The sequence below is a fragment of the Pannus brasiliensis CCIBt3594 genome (assembly GCF_036688125.1).
In the GTDB taxonomy this organism is placed as follows: domain Bacteria; phylum Cyanobacteriota; class Cyanobacteriia; order Cyanobacteriales; family Microcystaceae; genus Pannus; species Pannus brasiliensis.
Map to the genome: position 1 here is coordinate 1 of NZ_JBAFSM010000025.1, position 14,563 is coordinate 14,563.

Consider the following 14,563-nt stretch of genomic DNA (forward strand, 5'->3'; position numbering starts at 1 on the left):
CACTCAATTTAGCTATCCGCAGTATTATACCTCATCTTTACGAGAAAGGCTGTAATAACAATTTTATTGAGCAAGCGTAATATAACGGGCGTAATACAATCGCCATTATGGTCTTCTATTTCTCTTTGAATTGGCTCGAAGCTTTGTAAATCAACTAATTTAACGATACCCGATTGCCATTGATAAGGTCTCGCAGGTTTTCCTAAGCCTTGCATTAAGATATTACCGTTCGTAACTATGGAAGATGCAGAACGATAATTAGTAGATATGTTTAATCGTAGAGAGTTAGGAAAATATTGTTGAAAGTTTTGATAATATTGTAGATCTGAACCCGCAAAACCGTTGATCGATTGCCAATCATCACCGACACAGAAAAATAACGCTTTTTGATTATGTCTTCTAATAGCTTCTATTAAACGGTAGAAAAGTTCGGAAAAATCTTGATACTCATCGATTAAAATATATTTCAATCTATTCAGATCTCCCGATCCTGATTTCCGAGAAAAAATCGTGTTTCCTGACTCAACTAAACCTATAGCGGTTTGCATTAAACCATCAAAGTCTTCTTCTCCCATGACTTCTAATTTTGCTAAATAAGATTCGTAGAAGACTTTTCCTAATTCCAGAAATTCCGTTTCAAACTCATCTATAGATTCGTGATCCTGTATTTTAATCTGTAGTTCTTCAGGGGTTAGAAACCGCTTTCGGCAGAGTTGCACGAACTGTTTCATCGCTTTAGTAAAATTGTCGATCGCGCGTCTTTTAGCTTTTTCCCATATCTCATCTTCAGAAAGTTTATTACATTCTATTGCTAAATTTTCGAGTGAAGTTTTTATTAAATCCGAAAACTCTTGTTCACCAGAACTGATTTGTTGAGGATTAAACTCTAAAAACTTCCACTGTTTGCGTTTATCATCTCTTTGCCAAAATTGGCGCTTTCTCTCCGACATCTCATCATAATCGGGATCGCCCTCTAATCCAAAATATTCTAGAATAATTCCTTGTTTCCGATCATTGCCAGTAAAAATTGTAAAATCGGGTCGATAATTAATGCCATCCCAATTATAGTTACGTTCGTATTTATAGTCGAGATCGTGTTCAAATAGAAAATTTGCAATAACTTTTTCTCCGAAAGATTTATAATATCGACCGTCTAATCCCTCTCTAGGTAACGAGCGACGATACGCTAACATTTCTTCTTGACTTAAAAGATAGCCTTTTCTCTCCAGTCTTTCCCAGTCTCTCCGAAACTTTGCCATCATCAGATCGCGAATTCTGGGGTAATACGCTGAATCATCGTTTAAATAATCATTGATGACGGACTGTAAAGCTTTACTTTGGCTCTGCTCGCCCCCAGATTGATCGAAAACAATTTCTTGATCGGGATGAACTAAAGCATACGCTAAAGCATGAAAAGTCATGACATGGGGAAGACTATTTCGTAAGCTACGTGCGAGTCTCTCTTGTATTTCATTTGCGGCTTTTTTATTGAAAGCTAGGATCAATATCTCGCTCGGATCAATACGGCAGTGTTTTTGTAAAAATAACACCCGGTTTACTAAAGTGCTTGTTTTTCCACTTCCAGCCCTTGCGATTACTTGTATATCCTTGGTAACGCTACTGATCGCTATTAACTGTTCTCTATCTGGCTTTTGTAATAAATTTTCTGTTGACCAAGATGTAACGAAAAGTAGCTTCGCTCGCTCGTATTCTTCAAATGATACAAACGAATTGCATTCGGACTTGTAAAAATCCTCTGAATCCACGAAGCTTTTATTAAAATAATCTTGTAAGCGGTGAATAAGTTTTTCTTTGGTTTCTTTATGAAAAAACTTTTCCTCTCTTTTTTTTCTTATTCTTTCTTCTCTTTCTTTTCGTTCTAGCTCTTGATGGAGTCTATGTTCTCGTACCGCTTGTAGTCGCCTCTCTTCTTGCGCTTGTTGCTCCGCTTGAATTTTTTGTTTTCTTTCTTCTAATATCGAATTTTCTTTAATCAAGAATTCCTGTAGTTGCTGTCTGTCAATTTCTGGGATAATAGCAATAAAATTTTTGGAAAATTTTTCTAAGCTAAACCTTTCTCTTCTACTATCCTCAATAATTCCTGAAGGCGTGAAAATCCTATATGGAAGAGATATGACAAAGTTGGATTTTAAGTCGAAACCTATAACTTTTCCTCTCACTCCATCGTAACGTTCTACTTCTCTATCTACAAGAATTTTTAAGAGAGAACTTCCATCTATAGCAATATTTTGAGAATATTGCACAAGCTGTTCGACACTAGCGATCGAAAAATTATCATCGATTGTGAAATTATACATTGATAGCTTATCTTTTTTGAAACGATTGAGATGTATATCGACCATTTACCCTAGTGTTCCCGGCAATACTCCGAAACTAACACCAGTCATCACAATCTATCAGACTACTCAAAATCCCTCTTTCACCAATCTCTACCTTATATGGTGTGCCTCGATTAGCTTTTTTAACAGCGCTTCTCCCGCGGGGGTTTGTACCTGTTGCAGTTTGACGATTGACCACGATCGATCGCTTATCCTACAGTATCTCTTGTCTCTTCCCGCTCTTTCGCCTGTCGTAAAACTTCATTAATCAAAGATTGATACCCCTCTTCCCCCGCTTTCGATTTAAAATATTCAATCAGGCTTTCATCTAGCGAGATCGTGACGTTTTGCTTATTGGGTGCGGGATTCAAGCCTACTCGAAATTTAGCCCGATCGAAATCCGCTTGTGTCACTTCAGGATACTCATCATTAGAAAAAAAGTCACTCATCTCTATTCATCTCTCGCCCGAAAAAAAAACTAGGCTCTATCCTAATGATAGAGCCTAGAAAAGTTATCGAATTAAACCGAGGTTAGGGTTTTTTCCGATTCCGTTTTCGCTTCCGGGCTGTCGGCTTCCGAGGGCGGTACTACTTGCCAGAACTTGCCGAGATAGGTATCCCAATCCGCGAGGATCGCTTTTCCTTTCGGGCTGTCGGTCTTGCTGACGTGGGCTTCGATTAGCTCTTTCAACTGCGCTTCTCCCGCGGGGGTTTGTACCCGTTGTAGTTTGACGATTTCCGGGTTGACTTTTTCCGGGAAATTGCCCGCTTCATCGAGGAAATAGGCCAATCCCCCCGTCATCCCCGCGCCGACGTTGCGACCGACGGAACCGAGAACGACGATTACCCCACCGGTCATGTACTCGCAGGTGTGATCCCCCGCGCCCTCGATGACGGCTTTCGCGGTGGAGTTGCGGACGGCGAACCGTTCCCCGGCGCGGCCGTTGGCGTAGAGGACACCGCCGGTCGCCCCGTAGAGACAGGTATTACCGATAATGGCGTTGTTTTCGGGGGCGTAGGTGACGGATTTCGGGGGAACGATGACGATCTCGCCGCCGTACATTCCCTTACCGACGTAATCGTTCGCTTCTCCCTCTAGATGGAGTTTCATGCCGGGGAGATTGAACGCGCCGAAACTCTGGCCCGCCGCGCCCTCGAAATTCAGGGTAATTTCGCCTTCAAAGCCGTCATTACCGTATTTTTTGGCGATCGAACCCGCGATCCGCGCCCCGGTCGATCGATCCGTGTTGACGATCTTCACCGTTTTCGTCACCGTTCCCTGATTGGCGATGGCGTTGGCGATTTCGGTATCGGCTAACAGTTCATCATCGAGAACCGGCCCGTTACTATGTACGGCCTCGTGATGCAACCAGTCGCGATTTTGCCGAACATCGGGCAATTTCAGCAGACAATCGAGGTTTAACGCTTCCGTCTTGGTTAAGCGTACATCCTCGCGTTGTTTCAGCAGATCCGATCGCCCGATCACCTCGTTCAAACTCCGATACCCTAACCGCGCCAGAATCGATCGAGTTTCCTCGGCGACAAAGTAGAAGAAATTGACGACGTGTTCCGGAATCCCGCTAAAACGTTGCCGTAAGCGTTCCTGTTGCGTCGCGACACCGACCGGACAGTTATTCGTGTGGCAAACCCGCGCCATGATACAGCCTTCCGCGATCATGGCGATCGAGCCGAAACCGTACTCTTCCGCACCCATCAGCGCCGCCATCACGATATCCCAGCCGGTTTTCAATCCCCCGTCGGCGCGGAGAATCACCCGATCGCGCAGTTGATTTTCCAGTAGCGTCCGGTGAACTTCCGTGATGCCCAACTCCCACGGACTGCCCGCGTGTTTGATCGAACTCAACGGAGACGCGCCGGTTCCGCCATCGTGACCGGAAATCTGGATAATATCGGCGTTCGCTTTAGCCACACCCGCCGCGATCGTGCCGATGCCGATTTCCGCCACCAATTTCACCGATACTTTAGCGGACGGGTTAATCTGGTGCAGGTCGAAAATTAATTGCGCCAGATCCTCGATCGAGTAAATATCGTGGTGGGGAGGGGGAGAGATTAACGTGACTCCGGCTTTCGATCGCCGTAACATGGCGATATAGGAACTCACCTTTTTGCCCGGTAATTGACCGCCCTCGCCCGGTTTCGCTCCCTGCGCCATCTTGATCTCGATCTGTTGACCGCTCATCAAGTATTCCGGGGTAACACCGAAGCGTCCGGAAGCCACCTGTTTAATCGCCGAGTTCGCCGTATCCCCGTTCCGGAGACCGTTCAAATGGGGCATGGTGGCCGAGTGACCGGTTTCATCCACGTCCGAAAGCGTAGTATAACGAACGGGATCTTCGCCTCCCTCCCCGGAGTTAGATTTGCCGCCGATCCGGTTCATGGCGATCGCTAGAGTTTCGTGCGCTTCCCGGCCCAGCGCGCCGAGGGACATTCCCCCGGTACAGAAGCGTTGGACGATTTCCTCGATCGATTCCACTTCCGAAACGGGAATCGGCGATCGATCGGGATTAAACTCCAGTAAATCCCGTAAAGCCGTCACCGGACGTTCTTGCAAGATCCGGCGATAACTCTCGTAATGGTCGTAAGCCTCGGAATTCGTGCCGTTCCCGCCGATTTTGTACGCTTCTACCGCTTTATGGAGCGCTTTCGCCATCTCCGGGGAGTTCATGTGATATTCCCCACCGGGACGGTAGTTCACGAAACCGTAGTTTTCTAATTTTTTCCCCGTCAACGTCGGGAACGCTTTTCCGTGGAAGGTGATCACCTCGTGGGCAACGTCCGCGACCGTTAATCCCCCGACGCGGCTAACCGTACCGTTAAAGGCTAATCGGACGAGATCCGCGGAAAGACCGATCGCCTCGAAGATCTGCGCGCCGTGGTAGGAAGAAAGGAGGGAAATTCCCATTTTCGAGAGAATTTTCAACAATCCCGCCTCGACGGATTTCCGGTAGTTATCGAGCGCTTTTTCGAGGCTAACCGTCTCGATCTTGCCGTTTTCCATTAATTTCTGGGTACGCGGGTCGCTCAACCACTGTTTGATGGTTTCCAGCGCCAGATAGGGACAGACCGCGGACGCACCGTACCCGATCAGACAGGCGAAATGATGGGTACTCCAACACTGCGCGGTATCGACGACGATCGAGGCTTTCAGACGCAGATGGGAGCGAATCAGGTGATGGTGAACGGCTCCCACGGCGAGAAGCGGCGGAATATAGCTAGTTTCCTCGGTAATCGGCGAGAGGCGATCGCTTAAAATAATAATTTCCGCGCCGGCGCTGACCTGTTTAGCCGCTTCCTCACATAAAGCGGCGATCGCCGTTTCCAGCCCTCCCGGCCCGGTGGTAATGTCGTAAACAGTGGAGAGTTCCGCGACCCGATAATGGGCGGATTTCACCGCGTTTAATTCAAGATCGTTGAGAACCGGGGTATCGAGTTTCAAAAGATGCGCGTCATCTACCCCTAGATCGAGAATATTGCCCCGTCGTCCTAAATACATGGTCAGGGACATGACGAGACTTTCCCGGAGGGGATCGATCGGCGGGTTGGTGACTTGGGCGAAGCGTTGTTTAAAGTAGTCGTAGAGTAGCCGCGGTTTTTCCGACAACACCGCGAGGGGAATATCATCACCCATGCAGAAGGTCGGTTCTTTACCGGTCTCGGCCATCGGAACGACGATCATATCCACGTCTTCCGCGGTATAACCGAAAGCCGTCTGAATTTGCAGGATATTCTCGACTTTCGGGGTCGGATCGCTATCGATGACGGGTTCGATCGCCGTCCGTTGGGATTTCACCCATTCCCCGTAAGCTTTCTCTTTGGCGATGCGTTCTTTAATCTCCCAATTTTTCAAGATTTCCCGTTTTTCCAAATCTACCGCGAGCATCTGTCCGGGGCCGAGACGACCTTTCTCGACGATCGAACTTTCCTCTAGATTAACGACCCCGGCTTCCGAGGAAACGACGATATAGCCTTCATTCGTGATACTGTAACGCGCCGGCCGTAAACCGTTGCGGTCCAGACACGCGCCGACAATTCCCCCGTCGCTGAATACCAGTAACGCCGGGCCGTCCCACGGTTCCTGTAAACCGCTGTAATACTCGTAAAAATCGGTAATTTCGGGGTGATCCTGTAAATCCGGTTGATTTTTGTACGCTTCGGGAACGAGGATCATCGCCGCTTCGAGAGGACTGCGGCCGGTTCGTACCAGCAGTTCCATCGTACTGTCGAGGTTGTAGGAATCGCTATTGGCGGGATTGACGATCGGGGTCAGCGATTGTAGTTCCTCTTTCGTCCAGCCCCGCGTCTCTAGCGCCTCTTCCCGCGCCGCCATCCAGTTAATATTGCCGAGGAGGGTGTTGATCTCGCCGTTGTGACCCAGCAGGCGCATCGGTTGCGCGAGGGGCCATTTCGGCATGGTGTTGGTACTGAAACGACGGTGATACACGGCGAATCGGCTGGAATAGGCGGGATTTTGGAGGTCTAGATAGAATTCCCGCAGAACTTCGGCTCTAACCATGCCTTTATAGACGATGGTGCGGCAGGAGAAGGAACAGATATAGAAATCGTCGGCGAGTTGTTTCCCGACCTCGGAACGCGCGATGTAGAGGATTCGATCGAGATCCGCGCCGGTGAGCGAATCGGACGTGACCATTACCTGTTCGATATGCGGTTGATTTTCCCGCGCCTGAACGCCGAGAATGTCGGGACGGACGGGAACCTCGCGCCAGCCTAGTAATTTAAGATTTCTTTTCTTGACAACTTCCTCTACATACGCTTTCGCGTCGGCGCGACGGGCGGGATCTTGGGGGAGAAAGACCATTCCCACCCCGAGGCGATCGCTCTCCGGCATGGGAAGATTATTTTCGGCGAACCACGGGGCGAACAGGTTGCGGGGGATGGCGGTCATAATCCCGGAACCGTCCCCGGAATCGCGATCGGCGCTACAACCGCCGCGGTGTTCGAGACAGCCGAGGGCGATGAGCGCGCGCTCGATCAGCTGATGGTCGCCGGAACCTTGAACGTCGGCGATAAAACCGACCCCGCAAGCGTCCCGCTCTTCTACTAGCCAGGGTTGTCCGCGATAGGGGTCGAATTGATGGCGATCGTCGATTTTCATGTTAAATTGCCGCTCCATAGGGGTTAATCTAAGTCGAAATAAAATTAGGCGTTACCGGCGAACGCGGGGCTTGTGGGGGTAAATGCACACGATCGATAAAAAGTCAATAGTTGTCCGACAATTTTTTTATCTTCCCGCTCCGATTTTCTATTCTCTTGCCCTTGTCCCGTCGGGGGATAGTCACGAGTATCTGTCCCGAATCGATCGGCGGGAAATGGCGAGGGATCTACTATGATAAATCATCCGGTCAAGAGCGATCGAGATCGATCGGGGGGATAGCGCGAATCCGTTTCGGAATCGTTGACGGACGATCGCGATCGATCGCCAATTTATGAATTTATTCCGCGTCCGACTCTCTTAAACAACGTTTAAACGCCGTTTAACGTGAACGCTCGATACTGATGGCGTGAATCTCGATCGAGTGTTTCCCTGTCATGTTGAAAAAACGATTTTACGTCGGCGTGGGAGGTAGTTTACTCCTAGGCTCGGTATTAAGCTCTATTTCTCCCGCTTTCGCCACGAGTTTAGCCGGTAGTCTCGTCCTACCGGGCGATTCGACCGATTTAACCACCACTCCCGGCGCGAACGGCAATCGTCTGGGCTTTTTCTCCGATCTGTACTACGATCGCTATCAAAACGTCTACTACGGACTGAGCGATCGGGGACCCGGCGGCGGCGTTTACAATTACAGTACCCGAGTGCAGAAATTCACCCTGACCGTAGACCCGAACACGGGCGCGATTAGCAATTTCAACATTATTCAAACCATTCTCTTCACCCAAAACGGGAATCCTTTTAACGGTTTGAATCCTCTGGCCTTGAATGGCAATAGCGGCGTTCTCGGCCGCAGTTTCGACCCGGAAGGATTCGTGGTCGCTCCGAACGGAAATTTCTACGTTTCCGACGAGTACGGCCCTTCCGTGTACGAATTTAACCCGAACGGCGAGTTTATTCGCGCTTTCACCATCCCCGATAATATTCTTCCCAGAGCGGGCGCTAACCTGGATTACGTGGCTACCCGGACGAGTACGCCGGCGTTAACCACCGGTCGTCAGGATAATCGCGGTTTCGAGGGATTGGCGATGACTCCGGACGGCTCGAAACTGTTGGCGATGCTACAAGATCCTCTCGTGAACGAAGGTTCTTCTAATGACGGACGACGGAGCCGGAATCTCAGAATCGTCGAGTTCGATACGGCGACCGGGACGAGTACGAAACAATACATCTATCCGTTGGAAGACATCGCCGCGATTAACGCTCGTATTCCGGGGACGGCCAATGATTTCGGGGCGACCGCGCAGGGACGGAATATCGGGATTAGCGCGATTATCGCCCTGAATAATAACGAATTTCTGGTTTTAGAGCGGGATAATCGCGGTTTAGGTGTGGATACTCCTACCACGAGTACGATTCTTCCCATAGGTAGCAAACGCGTCTACAAGATCGACATTAGCGGGGCGACCGACGCGAGCGGGATTAGTTTAGCGAACACGAACACTTTTACCGGTACCCCTGTCAGTAAAACCCTGTTCCTCGATATTCAAGCGGCCTTAACGGGTCAGATTATCCCCGAAAAATTCGAGGGATTAACCGTCGGGCCGCGTCTCAACGATGGAACCTACGCGATCCTCGCGGGAAACGATAACGATTACAGCGTCACGCAAAACGGTTCCAACGTACAATTCAATGTCTGCACGACTCCCGACTATACGAGTACCGTACAGGTAGCCATTGACGCTTCCTGTCCGACGGGTTTCCAGTTAATCCCCGGTTTCCTGTACTCGTTCAAAACCGCGCCGGGGGAACTGGCGAATTTCGTTCCCGCGTCTACCGTCCCCGAACCGAATACCGTCGCCGCTTTATTACTTACGGGATCGGGCCTGTTCTTGGCGAAGATAAAACGGGAGCGGAAAGCGGAATAGATAACGGTTGGGAAAGCGAAAAATCCCGTCTTTCCCCCGATTTCCGTACTTTATAAAAAGATCCCCGGTTTTCTATCCCGGAGATCGCTGTCAGAGAGAAGCACACAAAACTTTTTCAGATTACATAGCTAGAGGCAAAGAAAAAAAAGAGCGATCCTGTCGGTTTTGTTGATATTCTCCTTGTATAAGCGGCAGGATCGCGATCTTACCGATTTACTCTCGCTTTGCTATCCACTGGTCGTGAAAACTTAAGAGGGCGGTGTCGAAATCTCCAGCTTCACCATTGTTTCCGTGGCAGTACCGTGGGATCGAACGTCGCTCGATCGAATGAACCCTTTGTCCGTCCACCTCGTAAATAAGGAACTCTGTCATCCGGCCGAAATGTCGATCGACGCTCGCGTTCCCGGTCGTCGCCACCGTTACCGTTGACCCGATCGCTACCGTTACACTCATCGTTTGTTTCCTCGCTCGCGATTGCCGGATAGGTCGCGCGTCGATCGCTGTTCTTTCTTTATACCGGGCGCGTTACGGGCGATTCTCCCGCTCGCGTCGATTAAGCTAGTTAGATTAATTAAGGATGTACTCACCGGCTACCTTGTCTTGGCCGGGGGGACTCCGGGAATTTTTACCTAGCGATCGAGGAACGGGGGAAGGTAAATTTCGGTACGGGTGCGAGGGTAGTTAGGGCCGGGAACGAGAAAAAATGTACTCAAAGCGTCACTCGCGGGCGCGGCGAATTCTCCCGAGAGAGCGATCGCTTTCTCGGGAAAGAAAATAGACCTGTTCGGAAAATCGATTTTGAGCGCGGGTCTACTGAAAAAAACTGTAAGATGATTTCCATAAACCTCTTGCACCATTCATTTTCGAGGGTCTAAAAACCTCGAAAACCAGAATTATACAAGATCAATAGGTTTTTTTTGCAATTTTCTAGAGCGTTCTGGATTCTTCCTCCTGAATCCTGAATACTGGCTCCTGATTCCCTAACCAAACGACAATTTTTGAATTCCGCGAGAGGTCTCATGCCTCTATTTCCCCTCGATCGCTTTCAGGGAGCTTTACTCGGTATTTATATCGGGGAGAGCCTAGGGAATCTGCCGGGAGCTTTCCCTCGAACCCGCTTTCTCTGTCTCGCCCTGGAGAATCCCGATCCCGATCGACTCCTCGCAACGCTCCCCGACGGGATATCCCCGGAAGAAGGGAGTTTGTTCGCCCTCCTGCCAGAAATTTTAGCGTTTTATGAATCTCCCGAGTGCTGGCGGGAGCGATCGGAGAAAATCGCCAGAATTTGGTCTCTCCCGTCGGGAGCGAGCGCCGATCTCGCGCTCTGGGGCCACGCGCTCTCGCGGGTGGCGGCCGGGAAAAACCCGATCGATCGACCGTTCCCGCGAGAGATCCTTCCCCCGGTGGAAACGCCCTTGTTCGGTCAGTTAGAACGGGTGCGGGACGCGATCGAGAGCGATCGACCCTTTCCAAGTACCGCGCGGCAACTGGCGAGATCGGGAGAGCCGATCGGCACGGCGATCGCCCTTTCCCTACACGCTTTCGGGCGAACCCCGTCGGATTTCCGCCTCGGCACCCGGATCGCCCGTTCTAGCCCGTATCAAGGGGCGTTAACCACCGTCCTCGCCGGTCTTTGGTCGGGTTTATATAATGGAATTACCGGCATCCCGCTCGCCTGGCGTTGGCGAAATCGAACCGACCCCTTGTGGCGGGAGATAGAGATCCGGGCCGGCGAACTATACGCGCGCTGGTCGGGAGTCGATCCGCGAAGTGCCGTCCCCCTCTCCCCGTCGAGCGCCATCGCCACCGCGGGAACGATACAACCGCGAAAGAATTTCCGACCGATCTCGCGGGAGGATTTTTAAGATTTCCCCCGCGCTCGCCGTTCCCCCGAACCTTTATGATGGGAGACGGGAAAGGCCGAATTTCCCGAACCGGAATGTACGCGTGGTTCGTAGACTATCGATCGAGTCATTATGGGTCTTTTTCTTTCCACTCCCGCTACATCCCCGTATCGTGACCGAAAGCCTCTTTCTGTCCCCCTCGCCCGAACGCGCCGGCCGATCATTTTCCTGTTTACCGTCGGTTGTCTGACCAGCGTGGTGGGGTATCGTTTTTACAACCAACCGAAACTAGCGATGGGAACGTTCTCTCCGACCACGATTATCGCCCCGAAAACGGCGAGTTTCGAGGATAGAGACACTACCGAAGCGAGACGGCAAAAAATTCGCGCGGGGCTGATTCCCGTCCTCAAACGGGACGCGGAAATGACCGCCTCGATCGAGCGGGATCTTTCCCTGACCCTCGATCGGCTCGATCTCTCCCGACAGATCGGGAAAAATTTCCCGACCGACGGGGCGCGTTCCCTGTCCCCGGCTACCCTACAGTATTTAACCACCACCTCGGAAGCGATCTGGTCTTCACTTAGCTCCCCCTCGATCGAGAGCGAGTCCGACCCCGAGATCCCGACGGCGATAGCGAGCGAAGTCGATCGGTACCGTCAGCGGCTCGGCCCGCAACGATGGCAGAAGCTGGTCGTTTCCCTCGATCGGGTTCGCCGGGAATTCCCGTCGAGCGTCCGGGAAGCCGCCGATTCTCCCGAACTAGAGCCGAGCGCTCTCGCGGTGAACGCCGCCGGACGCGGGAGCGCTCGGGACTGGAACGAGAGTAAACGGCAAATTCTCGGCATCGCCCGCGTGATTCTCGCCCAGGGCATCCCGCCCGGACTGGCCGAGAGTCATCTTCGCGAGGCGATCGACCTACAGATCCGGGAGCGGGTGCCGCTCTCGGGCCGGTTGTTGGCGCGGGAATTGCTGGAAAGCGCCCTAATCGGCAAATCGAACCTGGTCGAAGACGAAACCGCCACCCGCCAGCAGGCCGCCAAGGCGATCGAGGCGGTAGAAACCGTCCTGGCCAGTGTCGAGGAAGGTCAGGTGATCGTCCGGGCCGGCGAAAAGATCGATCGCGCCGATTTCGTGGTTCTCGACGGTTTCGGTCTAAGCGAGCGGGGCATGGATTGGACGGGATTGGCGGGAACGGCACTGCTCGTCACCGGGGCGATCGGTACTTTCTGTCTGGTCGCCCGTCGTCTACACCGTCCCCTGCGCCATCGGGATTTTCTCTTACTCGGTTTATTGACCTTAACCCCGCCGATTCTAGCGATCGCCAATTTTCCCTTCACCAATCTGGCCGCCGTCGGTTTACTGACGGGGAGTTTCTACGGGCCGACCCTCGCGGTGACACAGGTTCTGTTAACGTCCGGTCTCTCGATGTTCGGGATTAACCGCGTTTCGATCGATCTGGTGGCGGGAACCGTCGGCGGCCTGGTGGCGGCACTGGTGGCCGGAAGACTGCGATCGAGGGATGAATTCTCCCTGCTGGGCATCGGCATCGGTATCACCCAAAGTGGCGTTTATCTTCTCGGTTATCTACTCGTCAGCGCCACTACCGGAACGGTTTTGCTGACCATCCTACCCCACGCCGTCGTCTACGGACTCTCCGGATTGGCCTGGACGGTGGTAGCCCTGGGTATCTCTCCCCTCTTGGAGCGCTTTTTCGATGTCGTCACGCCGATCCGTCTCGTCGAACTCGCCAACCCGAACCGCGATCTGCTCAAACGTCTGGCTACCGAAGCGCCGGGAACGTTCCAACACACGCTTTTTGTCGCCTGTCTCGCGGAAGCGGCCGCCCGCGAACTGCACTGTAATGTCGAACTGATCCGCGCGGGAACCCTCTACCACGATATCGGCAAAATGCACGATGCCCTCGGTTTTATCGAGAATCAGATGGGCGGCCCCAATAAACACGATCGCATCGACGATCCCTATATCAGCGCCGAGATTATTAAAAAACACGTTACCGAGGGGCTGGTCATGGCCCGCAAATACGGACTCCCCCGCGCGGTTCGCGATTTTATTCCCGAACATCAAGGCACCTTACTGATTTCCTATTTTTACCATCAGGCGAAACAGAGAGCGGAAAGCCAGGGGAAAGAACCGGTTTCCGAGGCGGATTTCCGCTACGACGGGCCGATTCCCCAGTCGCGGGAGACGGGAATCGTCATGCTGGCCGATAGTACCGAGGCAGCCCTGCGATCGATGAAGGACGCGACCCCGGAACAGGCGATGGACACGATTAAAAAGATTTTTCAGGCGAGATGGCGGGATAATCAACTGGCAGACAGCGGCCTGCGCTTGGAAGAATTACCGATTATCGCCGAAATTTTCGTGCGCGTGTGGCAACAGTTCCACCACCGGCGCATCGCCTACCCGAAAGCCGTCCTCGAAGCGCGACCGACGGATAAAACCTCGGTGTGATCGGCATGGAAAGACGGCCATTGTTACGGTTTCTCGGCTCGAACGCTCTCGTCGCGGCGATCGCCCCGGCCGTGAACTGGGACTATCCGAGCGCGGCCGCTCCCGAAAATTGGGGGGAAATCTCGCCGGATTTCCAACGATGCGCCACGGGAAGCCGACAGTCACCGATCGATCTCGATTTCCCGACGGCTACAGAATCGAACCTTTTAACGATCGATTACCGGAGTACCCCGTTAACCCTTACCAATACCGGCCGCACGATCCGCGTCCGTCCGGGGGTAGAAAACTCGATCGCCTTCCGGGGGGAAACTTTCCGGTTACAACAATTTCACTTCCATCACCCGAGCGAACACCGGATCGCGGGCCGGCGATTCGAGATGGAAATTCATTTCCTTCACGTCAGCGATCGGGGAAATATAGCCGTTATCGCGGTTTTAGCCCGATCGGGAACGTCTAACCCGCGCTTACAACCGATTTTCAACAATATACCCCGCGAATCGGGAGCGAACAGAAAAATCGCCGATCTTATCGACATCGAGCGAATCTTGCCAGAGAAACGGGATTTTTACGAGTATCGCGGTTCCCTAACCACCCCTCCCTGTTCCGAGGGCGTTCTCTGGTTCGTTCTGGAAAACCCGATCGAGGTTTCCCCGTCGGAAATCCGACAGTTTACCGACATTATCCCCTTTAACGCCCGATCGATCCGGCCGGCGGGAGATCGCCCGATCCTTCACTCGTAGGGGGAGACGGGAGGCAGGAGACAGGAGACAGGAGGCAGGAGACAGGAGACAGGAGACAGGAGACAGGAGACAGGAGACAGGAGACAGGAGGCAGGAGACAGGAGGCAGGAGA

At 52.1% G+C, this 14,563-nt stretch carries 8 protein-coding genes; 4 read left to right on the forward strand and 4 right to left on the reverse strand.

The window, feature by feature from the left end; genetic code table 11:
- Positions 1 to 8: 8 nt before the first annotated feature.
- From V0288_RS13770 to gltB, 3 genes are all read right to left on the reverse strand, one after another.
- Positions 9 to 2,363 (reverse strand): UvrD-helicase domain-containing protein, encoded by a 2,355-nt coding sequence (locus V0288_RS13770; protein WP_332865688.1) that lies wholly within the window; start codon positions 2,361 to 2,363, stop codon positions 9 to 11.
- Positions 2,364 to 2,548: 185 nt separating this feature from the next.
- The gene (locus tag V0288_RS13775; protein ID WP_332865689.1) at positions 2,549 to 2,788 is read right to left on the reverse strand and encodes a BrnA antitoxin family protein; all 240 of its coding nucleotides are present in this window, start codon (positions 2,786 to 2,788) and stop codon (positions 2,549 to 2,551) included.
- A 71-nt stretch (positions 2,789 to 2,859) separates the two neighbouring features.
- Positions 2,860 to 7,491: a glutamate synthase large subunit gene (gene gltB / locus V0288_RS13780; RefSeq protein WP_422661977.1), complete on the reverse strand. Its 4,632-nt coding sequence runs from the start codon at positions 7,489 to 7,491 to the stop codon at positions 2,860 to 2,862.
- Between the two features lie 416 nt (positions 7,492 to 7,907).
- Between gltB and V0288_RS13785 the strand changes: the two genes are divergently transcribed.
- Entirely contained in the window at positions 7,908 to 9,395 is a 1,488-nt protein-coding gene (locus tag V0288_RS13785; RefSeq protein WP_332865691.1) for an esterase-like activity of phytase family protein, read from the forward strand.
- A gap of 213 nt (positions 9,396 to 9,608) precedes the next feature.
- Here the strand turns inward: V0288_RS13785 and V0288_RS13790 are convergent, their stop codons facing one another.
- Positions 9,609 to 9,848: a NifB/NifX family molybdenum-iron cluster-binding protein gene (locus V0288_RS13790; protein WP_332865692.1), complete on the reverse strand. Its 240-nt coding sequence runs from the start codon at positions 9,846 to 9,848 to the stop codon at positions 9,609 to 9,611.
- A 566-nt stretch (positions 9,849 to 10,414) separates the two neighbouring features.
- Here V0288_RS13790 and V0288_RS13795 point away from each other — a divergent pair.
- From V0288_RS13795 to V0288_RS13805, 3 genes are all read left to right on the forward strand, one after another.
- Positions 10,415 to 11,260: a hypothetical protein gene (locus tag V0288_RS13795; protein ID WP_332865693.1), complete on the forward strand. Its 846-nt coding sequence runs from the start codon at positions 10,415 to 10,417 to the stop codon at positions 11,258 to 11,260.
- Positions 11,261 to 11,371: 111 nt separating this feature from the next.
- Positions 11,372 to 13,711 carry an HD family phosphohydrolase gene (locus V0288_RS13800; protein ID WP_332865694.1) on the forward strand — a complete coding sequence of 780 codons (2,340 nt, stop codon included), beginning with the start codon at positions 11,372 to 11,374 and terminating at the stop codon, positions 13,709 to 13,711.
- Between the two features lie 5 nt (positions 13,712 to 13,716).
- Positions 13,717 to 14,451: a carbonic anhydrase gene (locus V0288_RS13805; protein WP_332865695.1), complete on the forward strand. Its 735-nt coding sequence runs from the start codon at positions 13,717 to 13,719 to the stop codon at positions 14,449 to 14,451.
- Positions 14,452 to 14,563: the final 112 nt, after the last annotated feature.

Excerpts from the sequence above, each read along its gene's own strand:
- V0288_RS13790 (WP_332865692.1), bottom strand. The coding sequence starts at position 9,848 with ATGAGTGTAACGGTAGCGATCGGGTCAACGGTAACGGTGGCGACGACC.
- V0288_RS13805 (WP_332865695.1), top strand. The coding sequence starts at position 13,717 with ATGGAAAGACGGCCATTGTTACGGTTTCTCGGCTCGAACGCTCTCGTC.
- gltB (WP_422661977.1), bottom strand. The coding sequence starts at position 7,491 with ATGGAGCGGCAATTTAACATGAAAATCGACGATCGCCATCAATTCGAC.
- V0288_RS13785 (WP_332865691.1), top strand. The coding sequence starts at position 7,908 with ATGTTGAAAAAACGATTTTACGTCGGCGTGGGAGGTAGTTTACTCCTA.
- V0288_RS13770 (WP_332865688.1), bottom strand. The coding sequence starts at position 2,363 with ATGGTCGATATACATCTCAATCGTTTCAAAAAAGATAAGCTATCAATG.
- V0288_RS13775 (WP_332865689.1), bottom strand. The coding sequence starts at position 2,788 with ATGAGTGACTTTTTTTCTAATGATGAGTATCCTGAAGTGACACAAGCG.
- V0288_RS13800 (WP_332865694.1), top strand. The coding sequence starts at position 11,372 with ATGGGTCTTTTTCTTTCCACTCCCGCTACATCCCCGTATCGTGACCGA.
- V0288_RS13795 (WP_332865693.1), top strand. The coding sequence starts at position 10,415 with ATGCCTCTATTTCCCCTCGATCGCTTTCAGGGAGCTTTACTCGGTATT.